The sequence below is a fragment of the Pseudomonas matsuisoli genome (assembly GCF_014647635.1).
In the GTDB taxonomy this organism is placed as follows: domain Bacteria; phylum Pseudomonadota; class Gammaproteobacteria; order Pseudomonadales; family Pseudomonadaceae; genus Pseudomonas_P; species Pseudomonas_P matsuisoli.
The window spans coordinates 562817-587100 of the sequence record NZ_BMPO01000003.1 but is presented as its reverse complement, the minus strand read 5'-3'; the positions used below and the strand labels follow the sequence as shown (position 1 = coordinate 587100).

General features: G+C 58.8%; 22 protein-coding genes and 1 pseudogene. 9 read left to right on the top strand and 14 right to left on the bottom strand.

The window, feature by feature from the left end; all coding sequences use genetic code 11:
• Nucleotides 1-123: 123 nt before the first annotated feature.
• Nucleotides 124-1101 (bottom strand): ABC transporter substrate-binding protein, encoded by a 978-nt coding sequence (locus IEY47_RS09065; RefSeq protein ID WP_188982870.1) that lies wholly within the window; start codon nucleotides 1099-1101, stop codon nucleotides 124-126.
• Nucleotides 1102-1297: 196 nt separating this feature from the next.
• On the bottom strand, nucleotides 1298-4129 hold the full coding sequence (locus IEY47_RS09060) for a valine--tRNA ligase (protein WP_188982869.1): 2832 nt from the start codon (nucleotides 4127-4129) through the stop codon (nucleotides 1298-1300).
• Between the two features lie 528 nt (nucleotides 4130-4657).
• Here IEY47_RS09060 and IEY47_RS09055 point away from each other — a divergent pair.
• The 4 genes from IEY47_RS09055 (at nucleotide 4658) to tcuB (ending at nucleotide 9452) form a co-directional block, all read left to right on the top strand.
• The gene (locus IEY47_RS09055) at nucleotides 4658-5587 is read left to right on the top strand and encodes a LysR family transcriptional regulator (protein ID WP_188982868.1); all 930 of its coding nucleotides are present in this window, start codon (nucleotides 4658-4660) and stop codon (nucleotides 5585-5587) included.
• 244 nt (nucleotides 5588-5831) lie between these two features.
• Entirely contained in the window at nucleotides 5832-6809 is a 978-nt protein-coding gene (locus tag IEY47_RS09050) for a Bug family tripartite tricarboxylate transporter substrate binding protein (RefSeq protein ID WP_188982867.1), read from the top strand.
• Between the two features lie 65 nt (nucleotides 6810-6874).
• Entirely contained in the window at nucleotides 6875-8308 is a 1434-nt protein-coding gene (gene tcuA / locus IEY47_RS09045) for an FAD-dependent tricarballylate dehydrogenase TcuA (protein WP_188982866.1), read from the top strand.
• Complete coding sequence (gene tcuB, locus IEY47_RS09040; RefSeq protein WP_229779318.1) at nucleotides 8295-9452, top strand: tricarballylate utilization 4Fe-4S protein TcuB; 1158 nt, start codon at nucleotides 8295-8297, stop codon at nucleotides 9450-9452. Before tcuA ends, tcuB begins: the two co-directional genes overlap by 14 nt.
• Before the next feature lie 76 nt (nucleotides 9453-9528).
• On the opposite strand, the gene IEY47_RS09035 is transcribed toward tcuB, so the two are convergent.
• From IEY47_RS09035 to IEY47_RS09025, 3 genes are read right to left on the bottom strand one after another with little or no spacing between them, the layout of a single operon-like run.
• A complete protein-coding gene (locus IEY47_RS09035) occupies nucleotides 9529-9906 on the bottom strand; it encodes a DNA polymerase III subunit chi (protein ID WP_373293546.1) in 378 nt (125 codons plus the stop codon).
• Nucleotides 9907-9912: 6 nt separating this feature from the next.
• The gene (locus tag IEY47_RS09030; protein ID WP_188982865.1) at nucleotides 9913-10341 is read right to left on the bottom strand and encodes a DNA polymerase III subunit chi; all 429 of its coding nucleotides are present in this window, start codon (nucleotides 10339-10341) and stop codon (nucleotides 9913-9915) included.
• Between the two features lie 53 nt (nucleotides 10342-10394).
• Nucleotides 10395-11882: a leucyl aminopeptidase gene (locus tag IEY47_RS09025; protein WP_188982864.1), complete on the bottom strand. Its 1488-nt coding sequence runs from the start codon at nucleotides 11880-11882 to the stop codon at nucleotides 10395-10397.
• Nucleotides 11883-12211: 329 nt separating this feature from the next.
• On the opposite strand from IEY47_RS09025, the gene lptF reads away from it, so the two are divergent.
• Nucleotides 12212-13330, top strand: a complete 1119-nt coding sequence (gene lptF, locus IEY47_RS09020; RefSeq protein WP_188982958.1) for an LPS export ABC transporter permease LptF — start codon at nucleotides 12212-12214, stop codon at nucleotides 13328-13330.
• Nucleotides 13323-14384 (top strand): LPS export ABC transporter permease LptG, encoded by a 1062-nt coding sequence (gene lptG, locus IEY47_RS09015; RefSeq protein ID WP_188982863.1) that lies wholly within the window; start codon nucleotides 13323-13325, stop codon nucleotides 14382-14384. Before lptF ends, lptG begins: the two co-directional genes overlap by 8 nt.
• Before the next feature lie 106 nt (nucleotides 14385-14490).
• Here lptG and IEY47_RS09010 read toward each other — a convergent pair whose 3' ends face one another.
• The 3 genes from IEY47_RS09010 to chrA all read right to left on the bottom strand — a co-directional run bounded on the left by IEY47_RS09010 (nucleotide 14491) and on the right by chrA (nucleotide 16990).
• Entirely contained in the window at nucleotides 14491-14703 is a 213-nt protein-coding gene (locus IEY47_RS09010; RefSeq protein WP_188982862.1) for a cold-shock protein, read from the bottom strand.
• Between the two features lie 375 nt (nucleotides 14704-15078).
• Entirely contained in the window at nucleotides 15079-15693 is a 615-nt protein-coding gene (locus IEY47_RS09005; protein WP_188982861.1) for a type VI secretion system-associated protein TagO, read from the bottom strand.
• A 118-nt stretch (nucleotides 15694-15811) separates the two neighbouring features.
• Nucleotides 15812-16990 carry a chromate efflux transporter gene (gene chrA / locus IEY47_RS09000; RefSeq protein ID WP_188982860.1) on the bottom strand — a complete coding sequence of 393 codons (1179 nt, stop codon included), beginning with the start codon at nucleotides 16988-16990 and terminating at the stop codon, nucleotides 15812-15814.
• Nucleotides 16991-17398: 408 nt separating this feature from the next.
• Here chrA and IEY47_RS08995 point away from each other — a divergent pair, with 408 nt between their 5' ends.
• On the top strand, nucleotides 17399-17722 hold the full coding sequence (locus IEY47_RS08995) for a hypothetical protein (RefSeq protein ID WP_188982859.1): 324 nt from the start codon (nucleotides 17399-17401) through the stop codon (nucleotides 17720-17722).
• 33 nt (nucleotides 17723-17755) lie between these two features.
• On the opposite strand, the gene IEY47_RS20755 is transcribed toward IEY47_RS08995, so the two are convergent.
• Together IEY47_RS20755 and IEY47_RS20750 are read right to left on the bottom strand one after the other, a co-directional pair.
• A complete protein-coding gene (locus IEY47_RS20755) occupies nucleotides 17756-18544 on the bottom strand; it encodes a methyl-accepting chemotaxis protein (RefSeq protein WP_373293554.1) in 789 nt (262 codons plus the stop codon).
• A 66-nt stretch (nucleotides 18545-18610) separates the two neighbouring features.
• Nucleotides 18611-19384: pseudogene (locus IEY47_RS20750) on the bottom strand (MCP four helix bundle domain-containing protein); the annotation flags it as partial.
• Between the two features lie 652 nt (nucleotides 19385-20036).
• Between IEY47_RS20750 and IEY47_RS08985 the strand changes: the two are divergent.
• The gene (locus IEY47_RS08985) at nucleotides 20037-20528 is read left to right on the top strand and encodes a hypothetical protein (protein ID WP_188982857.1); all 492 of its coding nucleotides are present in this window, start codon (nucleotides 20037-20039) and stop codon (nucleotides 20526-20528) included.
• Between the two features lie 476 nt (nucleotides 20529-21004).
• Here the strand turns inward: IEY47_RS08985 and IEY47_RS08980 are convergent, their stop codons facing one another.
• From IEY47_RS08980 to IEY47_RS08970, 3 genes are all read right to left on the bottom strand, one after another.
• Entirely contained in the window at nucleotides 21005-21601 is a 597-nt protein-coding gene (locus IEY47_RS08980) for a type VI secretion system-associated protein TagO (protein ID WP_188982856.1), read from the bottom strand.
• Between the two features lie 70 nt (nucleotides 21602-21671).
• Nucleotides 21672-22001, bottom strand: a complete 330-nt coding sequence (locus IEY47_RS08975; protein WP_188982855.1) for a hypothetical protein — start codon at nucleotides 21999-22001, stop codon at nucleotides 21672-21674.
• Between the two features lie 18 nt (nucleotides 22002-22019).
• Nucleotides 22020-22334 (bottom strand): hypothetical protein, encoded by a 315-nt coding sequence (locus IEY47_RS08970; RefSeq protein WP_188982854.1) that lies wholly within the window; start codon nucleotides 22332-22334, stop codon nucleotides 22020-22022.
• Between the two features lie 84 nt (nucleotides 22335-22418).
• On the opposite strand from IEY47_RS08970, the gene IEY47_RS08965 reads away from it, so the two are divergent.
• Nucleotides 22419-22592 carry a hypothetical protein gene (locus tag IEY47_RS08965; protein ID WP_188982853.1) on the top strand — a complete coding sequence of 58 codons (174 nt, stop codon included), beginning with the start codon at nucleotides 22419-22421 and terminating at the stop codon, nucleotides 22590-22592.
• A 400-nt stretch (nucleotides 22593-22992) separates the two neighbouring features.
• On the opposite strand, the gene IEY47_RS20520 is transcribed toward IEY47_RS08965, so the two are convergent.
• Nucleotides 22993-24120 (bottom strand): sensor histidine kinase, encoded by a 1128-nt coding sequence (locus IEY47_RS20520; protein WP_229779317.1) that lies wholly within the window; start codon nucleotides 24118-24120, stop codon nucleotides 22993-22995.
• Nucleotides 24121-24284 lie beyond the last annotated feature (164 nt).

The following is a 24284-nucleotide window of genomic DNA, read 5'->3' as shown; positions in this document are numbered from 1 at the left end:
ACCTGGGAAAGAATCTGGCTGTACAGCAGAGCGTTGAGATTTTCGCTGGCGATGCTTGGTAACTCAAAAGCGATCGCCAGCAAGCCCTTCGCAGCCCGGCGGGCTCCTACAAAAGCCGAAACGTTACTTGATGATTTCAGCGGCAGAGTCGAGCACGTCTTGGGACAGCGTGACGCCTTGACGCTCCGCAGCCGTGGTATTGACCCACAGGCTCAGGTTGCTGCTGGTCTCCGGCTTGATCGCGCCAGGCTTCTCGCCTTCCAGAATACGTACGACCATGCGACCGGTCTGTTCGCCAAGATCACGGTAGTCGATGCCGAGCGCCGCAATGGCGCCGCGCTTAACGCTGTCGGTGTCCGATGCGATGAGCGGCGTCTTGGTGTCGATGCCCACCTTCACCAGCGATTCATAGGCGGACACCACGTTGTTGTCGGTGTTGGTGTAAATCACGTCGACCTTGCCGGCAAGGCTGCGAGCGGCGGAGCCTACGTCCACCGTACGCGGTGCGGCGGCCTCGACCAGTTCCAGGCCCATCGAAGGAAGCAATTCCTTCAGGCGCTTCACGACCACGACGGAGTTCGCTTCGCCTGGGCTGTAGACCATGCCGACGCGCTTGGCATCCGGCACGATGCGCTTCACCAGTTCCATTTGCTTATCCAGTTCGAGCAAATCCGAAACGCCTGTGACGTTGGTGCCGGAAGCTTCCCAGCTTGGGATCAGGTGCGCCTCGACTGGGTCCGTCACCGCAGAGAACACCAGGGGTGTACTTTTAGTGCCCGCGACGACCGCCTGGGCGGAGGGCGTTGCGATGGCAACGATCACGTCCGGCTGATCACCAATGAACTTACGCGCGATCTGTGCGGCGGTGCCGGTGTTCCCTTGGGCGCTCTGGTACTGCCACTTCAGGTTCTTGCCGCTCTCATAGCCAGCCTCCGCCAACGCGTCCTTGACCCCATCACGTATGGCGTCCAAGGCGGGATGTTCGACGATGGCGGTGACCGCGACGGATTTTTCCTCGGCGGCTTGACTGCCGAACGAAACGCCTAGGGAAAGTGCCAGGGCTGCGAAGGGTAACCATTTGTTTCGTGTCAGCATGCTCATGTCTCTCCTGCGGCCTTTTGGGCCATCTATTTGTGTTGACGCTTGGTGATGGTCATATACGGTGAGCGGTGAACGCGCCTGGTGGAAATCCCGAAGGACTTCCATCGAAGCCACGCATAGGCCCCCGTGTTTCGTCGTGCTTTGAAGCAAAAGGTGGATTACGCCGCGAGGCGGTTAATCCACCGTACGTTCGGCCTTAAAGGTTGGCGATCTTGCCCCGTTGCTCGGCCAGCTTGGCGACCGCCTGCTCGGCCTCGGCGAGCTTCGCGCGCTCCTTCTCGATCACGTCGGCAGGCGCCTTGGCGACGAAGCCTTCGTTGGACAGTTTGCCACCGACGCGCTTCACCTCACCTTCGAGGCGCCCGATCTCTTTATCCAGGCGAGCAAGCTCGGCTGCCTTGTCGATCAAGCCTGCCATTGGCACCAGCACCTGCATGTCACCCACCAGGGCGGTGGCGGACATTGGGGCGTCTTCCGAGGCGTCGAGCAAGCGAACGGATTCCAGCTTCGCCAGCTTGGTGAGCAGCGGCAGGTTTTCCATCAGACGGCGACGGTCTTCATCATTCGCGTTCGCGAGGATGACGTCGATCCGTTTCGCCATGGAGATGTTCATCTCGCCGCGAATCTGCCGGACACCGAGCATGAAGGCTTTGACCCATTCGATGTCGCCTTCGGCGGCGGCGTCGATACGCGACTCGTTGGGCACCGGCCACGGTTGCAGCATGAGCGTTTCACCGCTGACGCCCGCCTGCGCCTTGATGCGCTGCCAGATTTCTTCGGTGATGAAGGGCATGAACGGATGCGCGAGGCGCAGGATCACTTCCAAAACGCGGATCAGCGTGCGGCGCGTGCCACGCTGACGCTCGATCGGCGCGTTTTCGTCCCAGAGCACGGGCTTGACCAGTTCCAGGTACCAGGCGCAGTACTCGTCCCAGATGAATTCGTAGAGTGTCTGCGTCGCGAGGTCGAAGCGGAAGGCATCGAGGTGACGGGTGACGTCGGCTTCGGTGCGCTGCAGCTGGCTGATGATCCAGCGGTCGACCGACGACAACTCAACGCTTTCGTCGTTGGTACCAGTGTCCTGGCCGTCGGTGTTCTCGATGACGAAGTTCGCCGCGTTCCACAGCTTGTTGCAGAAGTTGCGATAGCCTTCGACGCGGCCCATGTCGAACTTGATGTCGCGACCCGTCGTGGCCAGCGAGCAGAAGGTGAAGCGCAGGGCGTCGGTACCGTAGCTGGCGATGCCTTCGGGGAACTCGGCCTTGGTCTGCTTGGCGATTTTTTCGGCCAGCTTGGGCTGCATCAGGCCGGTCGTACGTTTGGCCAGTAAGGTGTCGAGGTCGATGCCATCGACGATGTCCAGCGGATCGAGCACGTTGCCCTTGGACTTGGACATCTTCTGGCCCTGGCCATCGCGCACGAGGCCGTGGACGTAGACGGTCTTGAACGGAATCTGCCCGGTCAGATGCGTGGACAGCATGATCATCCGGGCGACCCAGAAGAAGATAATGTCGAAGCCCGTGACCAGCACGTCGGTCGGGTGGAAGGTCTTCAGGGCGTCGGTCTGCTCTGGCCAGCCGAGGGTGGAGAAGGTCCACAGGCCCGAGCTGAACCAGGTGTCGAGCACGTCGTCATCCTGGCGCAGCGGCGTTTCTTCGAGGCCATGCTTGGCACGCACTTCCGCCTCGTCGCGACCCACGTAGACGTTGCCCGCCTGGTCGTACCACGCCGGGATGCGGTGGCCCCACCAGAGCTGACGGCTGATGCACCAGTCCTGGATGTCACGCATCCAGGAGAAGTACATATTCTCGTACTGCTTAGGCACAAATTGAATTTCGCCACTTTCCACGACACCAATGGCTTTCTCGGCCAACGGCTTGGTGGAGACGTACCACTGGTCCGTCAGCCAAGGCTCGATCACCGTGCCGGAGCGGTCGCCCTTCGGTACTTTCAGGGCGTGGTCTTCGATCTTTTCCAGCAAACCCTGTGCATCGAAGGCTTCGACGATTCGCTTGCGCGCTTCGAATCGATCCAGCCCGATATAGTCGGCGGGCAATGTGGCGTCGAGCAGTGCGTTGACGCTGCCGTCGATGTTGAACACCTGCGCGCCTGGAAGAACGGCGGCGTCGGCGTCGAAGATATTGATCAGCGGCAAATTGTGGCGCTTGCCGACTTCATAGTCGTTGAAGTCATGGGCGGGCGTGATCTTCACGCAGCCGGTGCCGAATTCAGGGTCGCAATAATCGTCCGCAACGATTGGAATGCGACGGCCCACCAGGGGCAGCTCGATGTATTGGCCGATCAGGTGCTTGTAGCGGTCGTCCTCGGGGTGCACGGCAACGGCGGCGTCGCCAAGCATCGTTTCCGGCCGCGTCGTGGCGACGATCAGGTAGTCATTGCCTTCGGATGTCTTTGCACCGTCCGCCAACGGGTAGCGCAGGTTCCACAGGTGGCCTTTCTCATCATGGTTTTCCACTTCCAGATCGGAAATGGCGGTATGCAGTTTGGTGTCCCAGTTGACGAGACGCTTACCGCGGTAGATCAGGCCGTCTTCGTGCAGGCGCACGAAGGCTTCATTGACGGCATTGGACAGCCCGGCGTCCATGGTGAATCGCTCGCGTGACCAATCCACCGAGGAGCCCAGGCGACGGATCTGGCGCGTGATGTTGCCACCGGACTCGGCTTTCCAGTCCCACACTTTTTCCAGAAACTTTTCGCGGCCAAGATCATGTCGCGAGAGCCCTTCAGCGCCGATTTTGCGCTCGACCAGCATTTGGGTCGCGATGCCCGCGTGGTCGGTGCCGGGTTGCCACAACGTATTGCGGCCCTGCATGCGACGAAAGCGAATCAACGCGTCCATGATCGCGTTGTTGAAACCATGCCCCATGTGCAAGCTGCCCGTGACGTTGGGCGGCGGGATCATGATGGTGTAGGGCTGACCTGCGCCTTGCGGGGCGAAGTACTGGTTGTCTTCCCAAGTCTGATACCAGGAAGTTTCGATGGCGTGAGGCTGGTAGGTCTTGTCCATAAAGGCTTTGGCGGACTCGTCTCGGTTTGGGCGTCTGCGCGACGGCGGCTAGCGCACGGAAAAGCCGCCATTATAGCGGCGCCATCCGTGCGCGTCCCAGCCCATGTTGGCCGGGCGTCGCCGCCAAGCCATTGCGTGCTATTGGCGGGGCAATCAGCCGTTGGACGCGAGCGAGTGCCAAGATCAGGAAGACGGGGTATCGATCTCGTTGTCGGCATCTGATTCACGCCGCGGGGGCTTGACCAAATAGCGGCTACGCTTTCGCCGGTCTTCTCCACTTCGCCGCTCCTGCTGAGGCGGCTCGCAATGTGGCTGAGAATCGTCGGATGGGGGATGCACTCTACGGTTCATGGGGGGAAATACCGTTTAAGGCTAGGACAGTCTTAACGATAGTTCGGGCACGCGCGGGGTGCCAGGCAGAGCGCTGAGGATAGGCGTCCACGCCATTGCGCCAATCCAGGCAACGTGCGCGGCATGCTCCGGGCGGTTGAGTGATCAAACAGGTACTGAGGGCCAGGAAAACCGTTCATGGAATTGCGTCAGCTGAAATACTTCGTTGCGGTTGTCACCGCCGGCAGCATGAGCCGCGCGGCCGTTGAGTTGGGCTTGGTGCAGTCAGCACTCAGCCAACAGATCGGTCGGCTTGAGTCGGAATTGTCGACTCGGCTACTGCAACGTTCGGCCAGTGGTGTCACGCCAACTGCGGCCGGCATGGCTTTTTTCCGCGAAGCACAGTTGACCTTGAGGCATGCCGAACAGGCCATCAGATGCGCGCAGGATTCGCGTCTTTCGGGCAGCGTCAGCATTGGACTCGCCCCAACGACGTCCTCGATGCTCGGGTTGCCGCTGATGCAAGCTATGCGTGAGCGATATCCAGACGTGCGGTTGCATGTGGTGGAAAGCCTGTCCGGGCACTTGGCGACGATGCTTAACGCACGACAGCTCGATCTCGCCATTCTGTTCGATAACACGCCGGGTCGCCGCTGGAGCGTCAGCCCTTTGTTGGCTGAGCGGCTGTTTCATATTCGTACCCGCCGGGATGGCGAACGCAAAGCCCCAAAGACCATGCGAATCGTGGATCTGGCGAATCAGCCGTTAATCCTGCCTACCAGCGCTCACGGCCTGCGCAGTGGACTCGACGCGATCTTCGCCAATGCGGGCCTGGTACCTTCCATCATTCTGGAGGTGGACTCCCTGGCGATGCTGATGGACGCGGTAAACCATGGGCTAGGCGGCACGGTGCAACCGGCCGCGGCGCTCGGTCGCTTTCCCGAGGCCGACCGGGATTTCCATCTTTCAGAGTTGGTGGATGCCGGGGCGTTGCGTCAGAACCTGCTATGCACGCTTCCTGAGGAAGAGCTCTCCCCGGCCGCTTTAGCGATGCAAGTCGTGGTGCGTGATTGCGTCCGAACCGTCGTGCAATCCGGGCGCTGGCGCGGTGCGTCCCTTCAACTGTAAAGACCTTCAGTTATCACGATTCGTGATGGGGGCATGCGTCATGCCTCATTCCCCAGCCATGTCCACGTCCCTATAGTCCGTTCCGCTCCCAGTGAGCGTGATACCTCGACGTGCTTACGGCACCGAAAAACAAAGCCGTTCACACCGTGATCACCTGATCCGCTCAGTTTGCGCGTCAGGTGCGATAGGCAGTAATGCCGTCTCGATAACAACAATAAGGCCATCGAGCCTGGAGGAAACCGTCATGCGTTTATCCGTCATGGTGCGGTCTGCGCCCGTGCTGGCTGCACTCGTCCTGAGTACGGCACTTCATGCCGACCCACGCCGTACGACCTGTGTGGCACCTGCAAGCCCTGGGGGCGGCTTTGACCTGACATGCAAGCTAATCCAGGCCGGCTTCAAAGACGCCAATTTGCTGGAAAAACCATTGCCGGTGACTTACATGCCGGGCGGAATCGGCGCGGTGGCCTATAACGCGATCATTGCCAACCGGCCAGACGAGCCGGGCACGCTGGTGGCCTTTACCAGTGGGTCGCTGCTCAATCTCGCCCAAGGCAAGTTTGGCCGATACAACGAGAACGATGTGCGTTGGGTCGCAGCGGTGGCTGCCAACTACGGGATTCTCGCGGTGCGCAGCGATTCGCCCTACCACACGCTGGACGATCTCGTGAAGGCGCTGCGGGAGGATCCTGCCGTGGTCGCTTTCGGGGGCTCGGGAACCGTGGGCAGTCAGTATTGGACACAGTCGGCCTTGTTTGCCCGCAGCGTAGGCGTCGATCCCAGGGCGATGCGCTATGTCAGCTTCGAGGGTGGTGGTGATGCGTTCAGCGCGGTGCTTGGCGACCACATCCAACTGCTTAGCAGCAACGTCGGCTCGGTACTGCCCCATGTGGAGAGTGGCGACTTGCGCGTGCTTGCGTTGCTCGCCGATGAACCACAAGGCGGACGCTTGGGAGGCATGCCGACCGCCAAGTCGCAAGGGTACGACTTCTCGTGGCCGGTGATCATGGGCTACTACCTCGGGCCGAAGGTATCGGACGAGGATTTCAAATGGTGGGAAGAGCGGTTCACCCAGCTTTTGGACAGTGAGACGTTCGAGCAGACGCGAGAGCGGTTTTCCGTCCAGCCCTTTCGCCTGACGGGGCCAGCGCTCGATGCCTACGTCAAGAAACAGGTCGCGGAATACCGCTCACTGGCCAAGGAGTTTGGTCTGGCCGAGTAGGTCTGGCCGAGTAGGTCTCGCCGGATAAGTCTGGCGGAGTAAGCCGGGTGGATTGGGGAAACTGAATGCAGGAAGAGGTTTTGAAAGCGCCTAGCGGATCCCGAACGGGGGATCCGCTTTACCCGGATGTCCTGGTGGTCGGCGGTGGCAACGCGGCACTGTGCGCGGCCATACGGGCAGCCGAAGAGGGGCGTTCCGTCTTGCTCGTCGAGCATGCGCCGCAGTCGTTGCGCGGGGGCAACAGCCAACACACGCGTAATTTCCGCTGCATGCACGAAGGGCCGAAAGGCATTCTCAGCGGCGCGTACCCTGAGGAAGAGTATTACGCCGACCTATTACGGGTGACTGCCGGGAAAACCACGCCTGCGCTGGCGAGAATGGTGATCCGTCAAACGACCGCGGCTTATGACTGGATGGAGGAGCACGGCGTACGTTTCCAGCCTTCGCTCGGCGGCACGCTGAGCTTGTCCCGCACCAACGCCTTCTTCCTTGGTGGCGGGCGGGCGCTGGTCAACGCGTACTATCACACGGCAGAGCGGCTGGGCGTTCACATCCTTTACGACACGGAAGCCACGGCGCTGACCGTCGAAGAGGGTGTTTTTCGGTTCGCTGTCATTCAGTACAAAGGAATTCGGCACGAGGTTCACGCGCGCGCTTTAGTGCTGGCGTCAGGCGGGTTCGAATCCAATCTGGAATGGCTGGAAGAGGCGTGGGGCCCGAGTGCGCGCAATTTTCTGATTCGGGGCACGCGCTTCAATCGCGGGCGAATGCTTAAAGAAATGATGCGCCACGGTGCGAGCATCATCGGTGAACCGGACCAGTGTCATGCGGTGGCTATCGACGGCCGCGCGCCGCAATTCGATGGCGGTATTGTCACACGACTCGATTGCGTGTCCTTCGGCATCGTGGTCAACGAACAGGCGCAGCGTTTTTACGACGAAGGCGAAGACTTCTGGCCGAAGCGTTACGCCATTTGGGGTCGACTGGTCGCCGCCCAGGCGAATCAAGTTGGGCACGTCATCATCGACTCGAAAGCATTGAACGACTTCATGCCATCGGTCTTCCCCCCACTCGAGGCCGACAGCATCGAGGCGTTGGCGGAGCGCTTGGGGCTCGAACCTGCCGCGCTGAGAAAAACGGTCGACGATTTCAATGCCGCCATCGTGGCAGATCGAGCATTCGACAATCTCGTACTGGATGGCCTTTGCACGCGGGGCCTGGCGGTGGACAAGACCAACTGGGCGCGGCCCATCTGCGATCCCCCTTTTTATGGCTACACGTTGGCACCTGGCATCACCTTTACGTACATGGGCGTGGAGGTGGACGAAAAAGCGCGAGTGCTGTTCGAGAAAACCGGTGCCTCCCCCAACATCTATGCAGCAGGAGAGATTATGGCGGGCAACATTCTCGGACAGGGGTATACCGCCGGCATCGGCATGGCGATTGGGACCGTTTTCGGTCTGATCGCTGGCGAGGAGGCTGCCCATGCAAGTCGTTGATCCGCGAACGTTCGAACGCTCGATGCCGACGCCGGCAAACCCGCTGAGCGTCGTCGACATCACCCAAGAAGCAAGGCGCAACGCCGAGGTCTGCAATGCCTGTCGCTACTGCGAAGGTTTTTGCGCGGTCTTTCCGGCGATCGAGGCCAAGCGGGTTTTCGACGATCGCTACATCGACTATCTGGCCAATCTTTGCCACAACTGCACGGCGTGTTACCACGCGTGCCAATACACCTCGCCACACGTGTTCGATCTCAACGTGCCAAAGGCGCTAACGCAGGTCCGGGTGAGCACCTACAGCCGCTACGTCTGGCCGGCCTTCATGAGTGGTGCTTTCGAACGCAACGGCACGTTGGTTGCGATGGCCACCGCACTGATCTTCACCTTGGTGCTGGTACTTGGCATCCTGCTGACCGACCCAGCTCAGCTGTTCGCGGTGCATACCGGGGATGGGGCTTTTTACCGGGTCATTTCATATGAGGCGATGGTCAGTGTGGCGGGGGCGGTTTTCGTCTTTGACCTGCTGGCAATCTTGCTGGGCTTTGCCCGCTACTGGTCTGCTATCGGCGGTCGATTGAAGCACTTCTTCGACGTTGGCGCGGTCGGGCGGACGCTGCACGATGCGCTGACGCTGCGTCATCTCGGTGGCGGGGACGACGGCAAAGGGTGCAACGAGGAAGACGCGACCTACACGAACCGGCGCAGGCGCTTCCATCACCTGATGGCGTATGGCTTTTTACTGTGCTTTGCGGCAACCAGCGTCGCCACCGTCTATGACCACGTCTTCGGCTGGATCGCGCCCTACGGCTACCTAAGCCTTCCTGTCCTGCTTGGCAGTGTCGGCGGTGTGATGACGATGGTCGGCACTGCTGGGTTGGTGTGGGTGAAGCTCAAGCTTCACGACGGGCCTGCCTGGAAGGCCGTCTTCGGGATGGACTACGCGTTTCTCGTATTGCTGTTCTGGGTGAACTTCACGGGGATGGCGTTATTGGTGCTCCGCGGCAGTTCGGCGATGGGACTGTTGCTCATCGTTCATCTGGGCTTTGTCGCTGCACTGTTCGCCGTGCTGCCCTACAGTAAATTCGTGCACATACTGTTTCGGCTCGGCGCGCTGCTGAAGTACCACACCGAGGTCCGCCGTTAGATCGGTCTCAATATGCGGGTAGGGCAGATGGAAACCGCGGCGTTCGCAGGTTTCCATAGGCCCCTTAGTGCGCGCTTTAAAGCAATTCTTTCATGCGTGCTTCCAATCGGCGCTTGAGCTCAGCCTCGATCTGCGGCACGAAATCGTCGATGACGTCCTGCAGGATAAGCTGTGCGGTCTTGCGCAACTCGGCATCGATGCGTTGTGGCGTGGGTGCGGGGCGCTCCGGCTTGACGACAGGCGCAGAAATTTCGGTCGGCTGAGCGACCGGCGCTGCCGGCGCAGGGGCAGGACGCTCTTCCTTCGCCACGACTTCGGACAGCACGGGGATATCGTCTTCGGCACTTTCCGTCAGCAGTGGCGGCTCTAGCTGATATTTATCCAGCAAGTCCCGGATCGATTTGAGGTCGTCGAGCAATTGGCCGGATTTCTTGTCGTTTGAATTTTCCATCATTTCCCGTCAGATGCGCGTGAGGCGATGATCTTGCAGAGGATAGCCACGCTCGCGGTAGAAGCGGAAGCTCTGCCGTGCCGCTTGTCGGACTACAGGGTCCTCGACGACGATTTCGGCTATCCGAGCAAAGCGTTCAAAAGCAGGGGGTGTCTGGGTCGTCAGGTTGATGAGCAAATCCTGGTGAGCCTCGGGGGGAGCGCCGACGCCTAAGGCAACGTCCGAATCTGGAGCGACTTCCGCATCATCGTGAGGAATGAACGCTTCGCCCTTGAATCGCCATAGGCGTTCATCCAGCTGCATTCGCTGTTCGCCGTCCTGGCAATGAATGTAGACGCGGTGGCCAAGGCGCCATGCCTTTTCGGTCAGTTTGCAGGCGAAAGTGAGCCGGGCGTCCGTTTCTGCCGTTGGCAGGATGTAGAAATCGATTTGCGGCATATGAAGTCCGATGGCCAGATGAGCGCCAGCATCGGCGCTCATCTGGAGGGCTATCAACCTTGGCTACGGTCGAGCAGGTATTGCATCAGCAGCGGAACCGGGCGGCCTGATGCGCCTTTGTCCTTGCCGCCGCTCACCCAGGCAGTGCCCGCAATGTCCAGGTGCGCCCATGGGTATTGCTTGGCGAAACGCGAGAGGAAGCACGCGGCGGTGATGGTCCCGGCTTTCGGGCCGCCGATGTTGGCGATATCGGCGAATGGGCTGTCGAGCTGCTCTTGGTACTCATCGAAAAGCGGCAGTTGCCAGGCGCGATCCGCCGCGTTCTGGCCAGCGGTAAGCAACTGTTGGATCAGGGTTTCATCGTTCCCCATTAGGCCCGACGTGTTGGCGCCGAGCGCGACGATGCAGGCACCGGTCAAGGTCGCCATGTCCACGACGGCCCGTGGCTTGAAGCGCTCGACATAGGTCAAGGCATCACAGAGGACGAGGCGGCCTTCGGCGTCGGTGTTGAGGATTTCTACAGTCTGGCCACTCATGGTGGTCACGATGTCGCCAGGGCGTGTGGCATTGCCGCTCGGCATGTTTTCCGCGCAGGCCATGACGCCAACGACGTTGATGGGCAGCTTAAGTTCGAGCAGGGCGCGGAAGGCGCCGAACACGCTGGCCGCGCCGCACATGTCGTACTTCATCTCGTCCATGTTCGCCGAGGGCTTGATACTGATGCCGCCGGTATCGAAGGTGATGCCCTTGCCGACGAGCACGTAGGGCTGATCGTTCTTGGCGCCGCCGTTGTATTGCATGACGATCATGCGCGGTGGTTGCGCGCTGCCCTGAGCCACGGCCAGGAACGAGCCCGCACCGAGCGCCTTCAATTTCTTCTCGTCGAGTATCTCGACCTTGAGGTCCTTGTACGTCTTGCCGAGCGCCTTAGCTTCATCGGCCAGGTAGCTGGGATTGCACACGTTCGGTGGCAGGTTGCCCAAATCCTTGGTCAGTGCCATGCCATTAACGATGGCTTGCGCATGCGCGGCGCCGCGCTCGACGTCGGGCTGGCCAACTTTGTCCGCCAGCAGGGTGATTTTCTTCAGCGCGCGCGGTTCGGCTTTCTTGCTCTTGAAGCGGTCGAAGACGTAGGCGCCGTCGGCGATCACTTCAACCAGCAAACGAACGCGGCTGTAAGTGTCCCGCCCTTGTGCGTCGAATCCATCAAGGGCGATGACGGCATCTTTGCCACCCAGGTTTTTCAGGCCGTTGGCAATGGCCGCCGCGACTTTGCGCAGGTGCCGATCCGCGAGGGATTCTTTCCCGGTGCCGACCAGCAGGACACGCTCCGCCTTGAGGTTCGCCGGGCCGCTCAGCAGCAGTGTCTGAGCCAGCTTGCCCGTGAAGTCCCCGCGCTTGACGGCGGCGGTTATCGCGCCGCTACTGGCGGTGTCGATCGCTTTTGCCGATTCGCTCAGGGTGTCCGCTTCGGAGACGAGCAGAACGAGCGTGGCGGTTTTCAGCGTTTCGGGACGAGCATTCTTTACGACGAATTCCATTGGGAAGGGTCCTCGGACTAATAAAGGTCACGGGCCATAGGATGACATCTCTTGGACGGCGTCGCACGGCGCCGTTGCGTCTGCGTTCACGTGCGCGCCAAGCCCGTACTTGCCTCTGACTTGCGTGTGGATCAAAGGTTTGCCCCCGCAAGAGGGTGTCGCGTGCGCTTACCGTGACAGCACCGCCCGATCACAGGATAATGGCCGGCATTTTTCGGCTATTCGATCGGTAGGGCGCTGTCATGCCTTTTCCGTATCGCGCCATCAGCATTACCCGCCTCCGGTGCGTTCATCGGGTAGGGCAGGTAGATGATTTGCAGAGGTCCGGCTTGATCGTTTTCCGCTACCTGTCCAGAGAGATGTTGGTCACGTTGAGTGCCGTCACGGCGGTGCTGCTCGTGATCATCATGAGTGGTCGCTTCATCAAATACCTCGCCCAAGCGGCGCAGGGGGTATTGGATCCGAGCGTGCTGCTGTTGATCATGGCGTACCGCATGCCGGGCTTCTTGCAGCTCATCCTGCCGCTGGGTTTGTTTCTCGGCATTCTGTTGGCGTATGGCCGGCTGTATCTCGAAAGCGAGATGACCGTGCTGTCGGCCACTGGGATGAGCCAACAGCGCCTGACGGCCTATACGCTGGTACCGGCTACGGCGATCGCGCTGCTCGTGGGTTGGTTGGCGATGGGGTTGACGCCTCAGGGCATTTCTTCGGTCGAACGCATTCTCAATGAGCAGGATGCATTGACCGAGTTCGATACGCTTGTGCCGGGTCGATTCCAATCGCTGCGCAACGGCTCGCGAGTGACCTATACCGAAGAGCTTTCCCAGGACCGTAGTGAGCTTGGCAATGTGTTCATTTCGGAAAAGCGCGAATCCAGCAGCGGCAAGGGCGAGGGAATTGGGGTCCTGGTCGCCGAGAAAGGGCGTCAGGAAATCCAGCCGGATGGCAGCCGTTACCTGATTCTCGAAAATGGCTATCGCTATGACGGCCTGCCGGGGCAGGCCAATTACCGCGTCATTCGTTACGACACGTATGGCGTGCTCTTGCCGCGACCTGAAGTGGCCGTCGAAGTGGGTGAGCACGAGGCCACCCGAACCGCAGAGTTGATCGGCAGCGATGATCCGCGCGATCGGGCTGAACTCCAATGGCGCCTGTCCTTGCCGATATTAGTGCTCGTGGTAACGCTGATCGCAGTGCCGTTGGCGCGTGTCAACCCGCGTCAGGGGCGTTACCTCAAGCTGCTTCCCGCCGTGTTGCTGTACATGGTTTATCTATCGCTGCTCATCGCGGTCAGGGGAGCTATCGACAAAGGACACTGGTCGCCCGATGTCGGCATCTGGCCCGTTCACATCGTGTTCCTCGCGATAGGGTTGCTGCTGTTGTACTGGGAGCCTATGAAACTGCGTTTGGCAGCCCGTCGTTCCGCTGGAGAAGTGCGCCATGTCTAAATTGGATGGATACATTGGGCGCAGCGTCTTTATGGCGATCCTTTCGGTGCTCGGCGTAATCACGGCGCTGGCGCTGGTGTTTGCCTTCATCGATCAGCTGGGCGACGTCAAAGGCGACTATGGTTTGATGGAGGCGGCCTGGTACGTCGTACTGACCGCGCCTCGGCGTATCTATGAAATGTTGCCGATGGCCGCTTTGATTGGAAGCATGATTGGCTTGGGCACGCTGGCGAGCAACAGTGAGCTGACCATCATGCGGGCAGCTGGCGTATCGATCGGGCGTATCGTCTGGGCGGTCATGAAACCAATGCTGGTCCTGCTCATCGCCGGGGTGCTCATCGGTGAATACGTGGCGCCATGGTCCGAGAACAAGGCTCAAGGCGACCGCTCGCTCGCTCAGGGCGGCGGTGAAGCGCAAAGCTCACGCTACGGTTACTGGCACCGCCAGGGCGATCAATTCGTCCATATCAACTCCGTGCAGCCCAACGGTTTGCTGCTGGGCATCACGCGTTACGAGTTCGATGGTGAAAGAAAGCTGCTCTGGTCCAGTTTCGCCCGCGAGGCGACGTTCCAGCAGGATCACTGGCGTCTGCAGGACATCACGACCACCCGCTTCAATGGGGATTCGACGGAAGTCGTCCGCGAGCCGACGCAGGAGTGGGACCTTGCGCTCAACCCGCAGCTACTCGGCACGGTAATGCTCGAGCCGGAAGCGCTGTCGATGACGGGGCTATGGGGGTATGCGGGCTATCTGTCCGATCAGGGATTGAATAACGGACGCTATATGCTGGCGTTCTGGAGCAAACTATTGCAGCCGTTGGTCACGGCGGCGCTGGTACTGATGGCGATTTCCTTCGTGTTCGGCCCGCTACGTTCGGTCACGTTGGGACAGCGGATCTTCACCGGTGTCGTAGTGGGATTCGTGTTTCGAATTACCCAGGACCTGCTCGGGCCATCGAGCCTTGTCTTCAACTTTTCGCCGCTATTCGCAGTGCTGGTGCCCGCGGCCATTTGTGCAGTGGCAGGCGGTATTTTGTTGAGGCGCGCTGGCTAACAGAGGCTGGCGCAGGGAAGATATCTCCACTGCGCCAGCCCTTTTCAATGGCATAAAAAAGCCCCCAGTGCGCGAACACTGGGGGCTTTTCTAGTATTGCTGCTAATTAGCCAACGAGTTGGACTTGATCAGCTTGCATACCTTTCTGGCCCTGCACAGCAACGAAAGTCACTTTCTGGCCTTCTTTCAGGCTCTTGAAGCCGTTACCTTCGATGGCGCGGAAGTGCACGAACAGGTCCGGACCGCTCTCAGGGGTGATGAAGCCGTAGCCTTTCTCATCGTTGAACCACTTAACGGTGCCGTTTTGACGGTTGGACATACTTAATTCCTTGAAACTCTTTGGTGTTAGTGACTGCCTCGCGCGCGCGCACCGAGGGTCTGGAACTGGGTTTTGCAAGGAGTTAAGAGAAGTCGAGCGGGATGTAGCGGATCGGAAGATCTACTGCACCAGGTCACGATTCACAGCGACCCATGCAAACACAGTGTCAGGCACTCTACGCTAATTCGATCTGGAAAGCCAACCCCTAAAAAGCACGGAAATCCGCGGTTTCCAGTGGGGATGCAGATAGGTGGGAAAAGGTTACGAAAGTACTACGGTAGAGCGTCTTTTTCGTGAAGGGTAACAGGGCTTTGGGAAGGTTCGACACGAAGCGGTCTGACCCAAGGTCGAGAATTGACCGCTTCATCACAGGCATCACCAGCCGCAATTGGCTCTCAATTCGCGAAACGCAACGCCAGCGCCTTTCAAATCGAACACGGCCTTTATAGGGCTGCCACCGAACGGAGTGACTTCCGCGCTCCAGGTCGACGCGGTTGCCATGCGCATGAGGTACGGGACCGGCGCGTCAGGAAAGAACGTTGCCCGGCCTTCGGTCGAACTGGTCCATGTGGTCGTCTTCGGGGGTTCGCTGTCGAGCCGGTAGGTGACTTCGGTCTGCCGGCTGCCGAGAAAGTAGCCCCAGTCGACGAAGAATTCCATCTTGCCTCCGTCGCAGCGCGTCCACAGTTCTGCGGCCTGACCTTCGGTCGTGCTCTGCGGGCCCGCCTTTAGCGAAGCAATGTACGCCGTCGTGCCGTCAGCAGGATTGGTGCTGTTGTAGGCTTTCCAAAGTCCGGGGTCTGGCGCCGGCAGCGTTTGCGCGGCAGCGACTGGCGCAGGGGACAGCTTGTGACGCACGGCGATGTCGTCATAGCAGCCTAGCCTTTCCACGAGATTGGTCTTGGCTGCGCAGTCTCTGATTTCCTTGTCGTCCACCGCCCATGCCGCGAGCGGAAGCAACGCCCCGAGCAGTACCACCTTTCTGATCATATGCTGTCCTTCGTCAATGGCTGCAACGTCACGGGCAGATGCTTGCGGCCCGAATCGGGGCTATGACCGGCATCTTCCAGTTCTGTTCGCTCTAAACTGGCGGAAAGACCTTTTAGCCCTAAAGCACGAGCAGTACCGCAGCGGCTGTGACGCAGAGTACGACTGCCCAAGCTGGCCACTTCCAGGCGCTTAGAAGAAGGACGCCACCGATCGACAGCGCCACGTCTAAGCCTGTCGAAACGGCGCTCGTCCAGACCGGACGATACGCCGCAGCTGCGAGTAAGCCAACGACCGCCGCGCTGACGCCTGCGATGGCGGCACGCGCATTAGGGATGCGCCGCACCTGGTTCCAGAATGGGAGAGCCGCAAGGAGTATCAGCATGCCGGGCAGGAAGATGGCCAAGGTCGCGATGGCCGCGCCCAGCACTCCGTTTGGACTTGGCGTCACGAGGGCCCCGATATAGGTGGCGAATGTGAACAGCGGTCCCGGTACCGCTTGTGCCGCCGCATACCCTTGAACGAAGGTATCGGCGGATATCCAGCCCCGCGGGACCACTTCCGCTTCGATGAGCGGCAGCACGACATGGCCGCCACCGAATACCAGCGATCCGCTTCGGTAAAATGCATCGGCGAGCGCCACGCCTTGCCCTAGCCCAGCCAGTACTGGAAGGGCTATCAGTAGCAATAAATGTAACGTCAGAGCGCTGAAAGCGCTGGCCCGTCCAATCGAAAAGCCAAGCTCATGCCCTATGGGCGCCGAGCTGGATTGGCAAAACCATTTTCCCAGCAGGGCACCAATGCAGATGACGACCAGCTGTGCCCAGCTTTCGGGCCAGGCCAACGTTATGGCCAGTGCCAGTAGCGCGATGCCGATGCGAGCCGCGTCCGTGCAGATACCTCTCGCCATGCTCCAGACGGCACGCAGTACGACCGCCACCGCCGCCAGCTTCAAACCATGAACCAGGCCTTGGCCCAGCGGGCCTTGCAAGTCGGTGGCAAGGTACGCAAAGAGCACAAGTACTATTGCGGACGGAAGCGTAAAGGCGATCCAGCTAAAAAGCGCTCCCAGGTAGCCGCCGCGGAACAGTCCGATAGCGAATCCGAGTTGGCTGCTCGCGGGGCCAGGTAGGAACTGGCAGAGCGCGACGAGCTCGGCAAAGTCGGCATCGCTGAACCATCGGCGCTTCTCGACGAAGGCCGTCCGAAAGAAGGCAATATGTGCAGTCGGACCACCGAAAGACGTAAGCCCGAGTAAGAGAAAGATCCGGAATAGCGCGAAAGGAGACGTCTTCGTCATGTGCAGGGCTGGCCGGGGACATGCCCAGAATGCTAACCGGAGGACGCGGTCACGTCGCTGCACGGTCTTATCGAGATACACACTTCGTTGTTACGCGGCGGGGAGAACGTTTTGCGCCTGCCGTTAGGCGTGGAATCCAAACGCTAGAAAAAGAGAAGCCCGCGAGAAGCGGGCTTAATCACACACCATCGGAGCCGGATGGGGCCGGCGATTTGAAGGCTACGCTCGCGCCTGTGAAAGGTTCGTGCGGCAAATGTGAAAAAACCGTTTACATACACTATTTCTTGAATTCAGCCGCTTATCGGTATTGCTAGATAGTCCATGCAATGACGAACTCCATTCGTTCAGGTCCCACAGTTCTTTTACCGCTCTTGGCACTGCTTACCCTACAGGGAACCCAATAGCGTTATGTATCTAAAGACGCCTGACGGCCGCTACTTCGTCGTTAAGGGCACGCTATGGCGATGCACGAATCCTGCGCTCTCGGAGTCGACGCGTGAGCGACTCGTCAAAACGCTGATGGATGCCCGGCGTGCGGTCAAACAAGCCAAGGCACAGGACGATGCGTCGTCAATACGTGCGGCTCGCCGGCAGGTCGATGAAGCAAAAGTGGCGCTGGGCGAGCGCGGCGAGGTGTGGTGGACAGATGGTGCGCCTGATTACAACCGGCATAAGGCGATCAATACGCCTTATGCCGATTGGTACCGATCGACGGTTTCGGACACTGAATAAGCCGAGTCCTACCCATCGGCGTACCGGTCGCGATTACAGTTTGAACCTCAGCACCAAGCCATTGAGCGCTACAGCAAGGTTCGACAGTTCGTTACTCGCGGCAGACGTCTGATTAGCCCCTGCCGCGCTCTGGATTGACAGGTCACGTATGCGCACGAGGTTCTGGTCGACCTCGCGCGCGACATGGGCCTGCTCTTCCGAGGCGGTCGCGATTTGCAGGTTTCGCTCTTCGATCAGGTTCACTGACGCGGTAATTTCCTCGAGCGCCTGGCCTGCCAGGTCTGCGGAGCGACTGGTCGACACGGCTTTTTCTCGGCTTCGCTCCATGGACACCGCGGCGTCTTCGGTACCCCGCTGGATGGCCGAAATCATTTCTTCGATCTCCAGCGTCGACGTTTGGGTGCGATGGGCCAGCGCACGAACTTCGTCGGCGACGACTGCGAACCCTCGGCCTTGTTCGCCAGCACGCGCAGCTTCGATCGCAGCGTTCAGCGCGAGCAGGTTCGTTTGTTCGGCAATGCCGCTGATGACGTTCAGCACCTTGCTGATATCCTTCGAGCGCACCGCGAGTCCCTCGATCTCGGTCGAGGTCTGTTGGACCTGACTCGTCAGCTCGCGAATAGCCGTAAGCGTTTCGCCTACGCGCTGCCGGCCGCCGCGTGCCGCCTGGGACGACCTCTGCGCGGACTCGGAAGCCATCACGGCATTGCGCGCGACTTCATCAACCGCCGCACTCATTTCCGTGACAGCCGTGGCGGCTTGTTCTATCTCACTGTTTTGCGTCTGCAACCCGCGGTTGCTTTCTTCCGTCACGGCGGTCATCTCTTCGGCCGCGGAGGCGAGCTGCGTCGAGGAGTCGGCGATCTGCTGCATCGTATCGCGCAAGCTGCCTTGCATCTTGCGGAGCGCCAGCATCATGCGTGTCGCTTCGTCGTTACCGTCCGCTTCGATGACTTGGCTGAGGTCACCGGCAGCGATCGACTCGGCAGCACGAAGGGACGCGTTGATCGGCGTGACGATGCTGCGTGTGAGCAGCCACGCGAACAGGGTCGTCAGCGCTACGACGGCGACCAGGACCAGGACAACGATCTGAACGCCACGGTCGTAGGTGTCACGCGCAAATATGCCGGCCTGTGCGGCACCGCGCTTGTTCAGATCACGCAATTCGCTCAGCGAATCCTGCACTGCGTTGGCGAGCTCGCGTAGTCCATTGTTCGCCCAATCGAGCGCCTGCGCGTCCTGGCTACTGTTATCGAGCGATACCAGCTTATCCAGCCCATTGATGTACGCCTGCACGGACGACCTGACCTTGTCGAACTGGCGCGCTTCGTCTTCGGAGGAAATCAGCGTATCGCGGTAATGGTCGACATCCTTTAGCAGTGTTGCACGCTTGCTTTGCATGCGCTGGGTGATTTCGTCTTGCGCGGCACCCGGCGGGGTTGCAAGCGTACGCAGGCTATCGATGCGAAGGGACTGTAGGTGAATGTCCATATCGGCTGAGGATTCAATACTGGGTAGCCAGTTCGTCTCGATGTCCTGTTCTGCACTGTGCAATCCAGACATCTGTAAATAAGCGAACAGCCCAAGGACGAGGGTCAAAACGGTGATGACGGCAAAACTCAGCGCTGACCGCTGAGCAATATTCAGACTTCGTAGGTTCATGATCGATTCTCGGCGGGCCAATAAGCAGCAAAATGCCACTACAACATTGACGTCCTTAGTATCGACTTCGCTGTGATTAGTTCGAATTGAAAAAAGCTATGCCTATGGAGGGTTCCCTTGTATGACGGCCGGACACGTCGCGGGCGCGGTATGTCTAGCAACATGTCGGTCGGGTGGGGTTACGAATTAGACCCTGGCTTAAAGCCTGAGAAGCGTCGCGTACCTTCGTAGCTGGCGTTTTGCAGCGGACAAAGAAAAGCCCGCAGGGAGCGGGCTCAAGGGAATATCACACACCATCAGTGCCGGATGGGGCCGGCGATTTGAAGACTACGCGCCCGGTTGTGAAAGATGCGTTCTGGAGATGTGAAAAAGTCATTTATCCTCTGCGCCAGGCGGGCGGGGCATGCAGAGTTCAAGCTCACGCAGCCGCTAAATCGCATCCCAAGCATATTTGGCTCATTTCTCTGGGGTAATCGGCGCAGTCCGCTAACTGGGTTGACGAGACAGCGCCCAATGTCGCGGCTGTTTCCAAATCCTACATGGGTGCCTGGGGCGGCCAATTGACCGGCATACCTAGCGAAGACTGCGTACACTCCACGCCCACTCGCCATGGTTGATAGACATGGCCTTATCGAACGAGGAATCGGGCTTCATGGCCTCCCCAGATAAACAGCAAAAACGCGCCAAACGTGCGAAAGACAAGGCTAAACGCAATCGTGCAGGCGGCCCCAAGGCCAATGTCGTACATCCGCTGCTCGCCAATCCGCTGGTCAATGAGCCATTCGATGATGTCGAGATCGACCTGAGCACATTCGACTTCGCGGATATCGAAGCGAACGGATTCGACCCAGCTCATTTCGAAGACCTGTTCCAGGCAATGAACGTCGGCGAACGCATCAGCGTGCTGGCGATGTGTTTAGTGTTTCTTCAGTACCCCGTGTTGGAACTCGTGATCGCGGAAGAGGGGGAAGAATCTGCCATCGACCTCATGATGGGCCTTCTGATCGTCTATCGCGGTCTCTTCCACAACGAAGACGAGGAATCGGCTTTGGTTTGGATCAGAGGAGAGCCTTTCAAAGCGGCTTACAACGAAGCCTCGAGCATCTTGCAGCAAAAATACGCGCGTGGTTCTTCGCGCGGTTAGAACTTGCAGCTCGCGCTGGACTTGCCAGCCCTTAGCGCTGCCTGGTCGCTTCTTCGAAGACGGTGGGCGATGTGACCGCAATCTATCGTGCTCATGACGTTCGCCGCGTTGCTTTGCGGGCCGGTGTACCGACGTAGTTAGAGGCCGCTCATTAATAGCTGAAAAGCGCGTACAGCCAGCTGGCATGCCGGGCCGCTGTCGCTGGCCGTGAATTCTCAAGATAAACAGATGCGGGAGGCTTCTCGGCGGTTTTGGTCCGGATACACAATTCGGGAGACGTTGTCTCTTGAATTAGGTGGGTCGTACTAATTCTGCTTGCGCGCGTTGAGACATCCATTTCGGCCGCCTACAAACTTCGCCGCACGGCCCTTCATTGCCACCGAATTCTGATTGCCTACTTCGGCAATTGGCCGGCCTGTTCTGCGAATCGTCTCGGACTTTTGCATGCAAGCGCTTTGCTGTACCAGTGCAGTCCACTACCATCTGCATCCCTTGCGAATGTCCTGCAAAGCCGCTTCTGTTCCTGCGATGTTGAAGGCTGCGGTCACTGGGTTCTCCCCATAAGGGGTGACGTTCGCAATAAAGCTCTCGCCTTTCACCATCTGCTTTAGCGCTGCAACCGGAGAGCGCATAAACGCCGATTTGTGATCTGTGGAAACGTCCCAGGTCGATGTAACGGCTTTGTTCTTATCAATGCGATGGGTCACCGGTGTTGAGTCTAGGCCGAGGTAGGACTGCCAATTAATGTACAAGTCAGTTTGGTTGTCTTTGCACCTGACAACCATGCCTATCGTCTCGCCGAACCGTCCTACACCCTGGTCCGCGTGCACTCCCGCCACATATACGGATTTGTCGGTAAGCGGATCTGTGGTCGTGGAGGTACGCCATTTGCCTTTGCCAACAGATGGGGTAGCCACCGTCTCGGCAACTAGCCCTCGCTTAGAAGCAATCTCGTCAAAGCAAGATAGGCGCTCGACAGTTCCCTTAATGGCAGCGCATGTCGTTAGCTCCTTGTCTTCAGCGGCAAGAGCTGCGAACGGCAAGAATGCCGCAAAAAAGATTATTCTATTCATGTCGCGTCCTTGGCATTTGTATTCGTTGAAGTACCCCGTGTCTTCCGCATCGGTAGCATCCGCGCAAGTATTACCATGTGCGCGGTCTCAGGCCTTCCATGCATTCCTTCACATCATCATCTATCACGCTGTTCGGCTTGATGCATTCCTGCATCGTCTGGCGTGGCCCGCGGTTCTTCATCCGCTCCTGATGCTCGAGCGTGGCCATCGCGCGCTTCGCACCATCGGCCAAGGCGCCATCGCCCGATGCCATGGTTTGGAGAATCGATTTTTGGGTGTAGTTAGCCGCGGCCTGAACTGCTGGCTGTATGGTTTTCGCGGCTTGGGCTAGTGCTGTGTCTTCTGCATAGCTGGGAGAGCTCAGCAGTAGGCATATAGAGATAATTAGGAAACGACGCATTGCTTATCCTTGCCGCTATCAAATTTTCGCCGCTAATGCCCGACTCTCAGGGATCTCTCGGAAGACGACATCTGGGTAAGTCCAGAAGTTACCCATACGTGTCCATACGAAAAGGTAATATTTTCCGCTGTTGGCTCTGAACACCCGCTGCATACAATCCGGCGATCGGTCGATGCGTTCCGCCAGAACTTCCGCACATGTCAGGCCGTGCTCTTCGAGCGTTGAAGAGAATGCTTTGGGCCATCCGGAGGCAGTGTCTCGCTGCCATTTCCAATACTGCAGTCCCATAAGCACAACAAAAATTGCTGCAAAAATTAGGTGCTCCATCAGCATCTTCCTGCTCTCCCTAAGCGGCCTTTACCTACAAATCGCCCCACACAGCAAATTGGCTCCGTCGCCATCAATACGAGGAGTTCCATGCTGCTTGAGCTCAAGGCGAAGTCCAGCAAATTCGCCTATCTTCGGCATGACGTGATGGCGCTGCAATTGAAGACGCTAGCCGGTTCGTTTTGTGGAGTGGACGGTGGCGTTGCAGGCATCATTTGCAGCCAACGTTGGCACCTGTTCGCGTCATACGGAGGACCGCATTAGGTCCGCCAGCTGGCATTTTCGAATTATCGCGCAGAGCAGCACATATTCGTCACGAACCGTTGGTTGAGATGCGAGCTCACCTAGTCACGGATGACTGCCATGAAAGCCTTCGCTTTGCTGTCCCTTCTATCGTTCACCGCTTCGGTGGGCTCCGGCAAACGCGTTCAGTCGACCGAAATTGCTCTGATTGAGTACATCGCAAGGGCGCCGGTGACCTATGTTTTTTAGCGCGGCGCTATGCCAAGCCGGATTGCTCATCGCGCGCGTTGTGGCGATTGCCGCCGCATGCGTTGTGGCCTTCTCGTCTGGCGCGATCATCGCTGGAGTAAGCCACGCGCTCGGGTATTGATCCGGTCAAGATCGTTTTGGAAGAGGCTCGAGAAAAGGGGGAGGCCGATACTTAACTCGTTGCTATGTGTCCGAGCCTGGACGTAAGCGGGGCGGAGATTTCGCATTTCAATCCCTTGGGGTCGTAGTCGAACGCCACGGAGCCACCAAACGAATTGCGTACCGTGCCGTTCATCATGACGGTGCCGTAACCTCTCCTTGACGGCGGTATCACAGCCGGCCCGTTGCGCTCTAGCCATACGAAGCGGAATTCGAATTCCTTTGGATTAGCTTGCGACGGAAGTATCGACCAAGACACTTCCAGCTCCCCGCCCAGCCGAGAAAGAGCGCCGTATTTCGTCGCGTTCGTTGCGAGCTCATGCGTTACCAGTGCGATTGCCGAAGCCGCTTCGCCTATAAGCGTAAACGCTGGTCCGCTGATTTGTACGAGGTGATCCGCGGTGTAAGGCGCCAAGATTTCCTTCATCAGGTCTGCTAGATCAGTTTGAAGAGCTGTCATGGCCAGGCCTTGCGCACGCTTCATCATGACCAACCGTGCGCCAAGCACCTTTTGAAATTCGGCAGGGTCTGGATGGTTTCGCTGAGTCAGCGTCGCCATAGCACCAATACTGGAATAGAGGTTGTTGATCCTGTGTTGCAGCTCATCCTGCATGATCTGGTTTGATTCGAGCGTTCGGCTGTATTCCCCGATACGGCCACACAGGACCGCTGCTTGGTCAATTATCGCCCGGTGGCTCTTCTCGAGCGGCATGCCAGATTGGCGAATAGCTGCAATGCATCCTTGGGCCTGCCTATCAGAATTGAGTGCCGGAGTTGAGACGATGCTCAACAACCCGTGGTCAGCAAAAACTTTCTTCGATAGCGGGTCGAAACGTGCGTCATCCGCAATTGACGGCGATTCGATTGCGGTACCAGTAATGATTGCTAGCGCACAGGATCCAAGCTCGGGCGTTATGGCCTTGCCGCAGATTTGGCTTCTGAAACTCTCTGGCAGTTTAGGAAAAACGGCGTGCCTGAATGCTCTGCCTGGCTGGTCAATGATCGTGATGCCTATCAAAGTTCCAGGAGGCATTTGTGACTGGATTGTCATCGCAAATTCTGAGAGTAATTCAGGAACTGGCGCTCCTCTGGACATCACATCGAGTGAACGCTCGCGGACTGCATCTAGATACGACGGCATGGTTACTTAAAGCCAAGAGGAGGGGAGGTTCGAAGCGGGGCGGAGTATCACACTGCGGCCTGTTGAATGGAATTCTACGCTCAGTACCGCCAGTCTGATTTGGAGTTCATGGCGCCTAGTGGCTGCAAAGATTGGATCAACGGTCGCTCGTTATCATTCGACTA

Coding starts and splice junctions, on each gene's coding strand:
- IEY47_RS09065 (WP_188982870.1), bottom strand. CDS start 1,101: ATGAGCATGCTGACACGAAACAAATGGTTACCCTTCGCAGCCCTGGCA.
- IEY47_RS09060 (WP_188982869.1), bottom strand. CDS start 4,129: ATGGACAAGACCTACCAGCCTCACGCCATCGAAACTTCCTGGTATCAG.
- IEY47_RS09055 (WP_188982868.1), top strand. CDS start 4,658: ATGGAATTGCGTCAGCTGAAATACTTCGTTGCGGTTGTCACCGCCGGC.
- IEY47_RS09050 (WP_188982867.1), top strand. CDS start 5,832: ATGCGTTTATCCGTCATGGTGCGGTCTGCGCCCGTGCTGGCTGCACTC.
- tcuA (WP_188982866.1), top strand. CDS start 6,875: ATGCAGGAAGAGGTTTTGAAAGCGCCTAGCGGATCCCGAACGGGGGAT.
- tcuB (WP_229779318.1), top strand. CDS start 8,295: ATGCAAGTCGTTGATCCGCGAACGTTCGAACGCTCGATGCCGACGCCG.
- IEY47_RS09035 (WP_373293546.1), bottom strand. CDS start 9,906: ATGATGGAAAATTCAAACGACAAGAAATCCGGCCAATTGCTCGACGAC.
- IEY47_RS09030 (WP_188982865.1), bottom strand. CDS start 10,341: ATGCCGCAAATCGATTTCTACATCCTGCCAACGGCAGAAACGGACGCC.
- IEY47_RS09025 (WP_188982864.1), bottom strand. CDS start 11,882: ATGGAATTCGTCGTAAAGAATGCTCGTCCCGAAACGCTGAAAACCGCC.
- lptG (WP_188982863.1), top strand. CDS start 13,323: ATGTCTAAATTGGATGGATACATTGGGCGCAGCGTCTTTATGGCGATC.
- IEY47_RS09010 (WP_188982862.1), bottom strand. CDS start 14,703: ATGTCCAACCGTCAAAACGGCACCGTTAAGTGGTTCAACGATGAGAAA.
- IEY47_RS09005 (WP_188982861.1), bottom strand. CDS start 15,693: ATGATCAGAAAGGTGGTACTGCTCGGGGCGTTGCTTCCGCTCGCGGCA.
- chrA (WP_188982860.1), bottom strand. CDS start 16,990: ATGACGAAGACGTCTCCTTTCGCGCTATTCCGGATCTTTCTCTTACTC.
- IEY47_RS08995 (WP_188982859.1), top strand. CDS start 17,399: ATGTATCTAAAGACGCCTGACGGCCGCTACTTCGTCGTTAAGGGCACG.
- IEY47_RS20755 (WP_373293554.1), bottom strand. CDS start 18,544: ATGACCGCCGTGACGGAAGAAAGCAACCGCGGGTTGCAGACGCAAAAC.
- IEY47_RS08985 (WP_188982857.1), top strand. CDS start 20,037: ATGGCCTCCCCAGATAAACAGCAAAAACGCGCCAAACGTGCGAAAGAC.
- IEY47_RS08980 (WP_188982856.1), bottom strand. CDS start 21,601: ATGAATAGAATAATCTTTTTTGCGGCATTCTTGCCGTTCGCAGCTCTT.
- IEY47_RS08975 (WP_188982855.1), bottom strand. CDS start 22,001: ATGCGTCGTTTCCTAATTATCTCTATATGCCTACTGCTGAGCTCTCCC.
- IEY47_RS08970 (WP_188982854.1), bottom strand. CDS start 22,334: ATGCTGATGGAGCACCTAATTTTTGCAGCAATTTTTGTTGTGCTTATG.
- IEY47_RS08965 (WP_188982853.1), top strand. CDS start 22,419: ATGCTGCTTGAGCTCAAGGCGAAGTCCAGCAAATTCGCCTATCTTCGG.
- IEY47_RS20520 (WP_229779317.1), bottom strand. CDS start 24,120: ATGCCGTCGTATCTAGATGCAGTCCGCGAGCGTTCACTCGATGTGATG.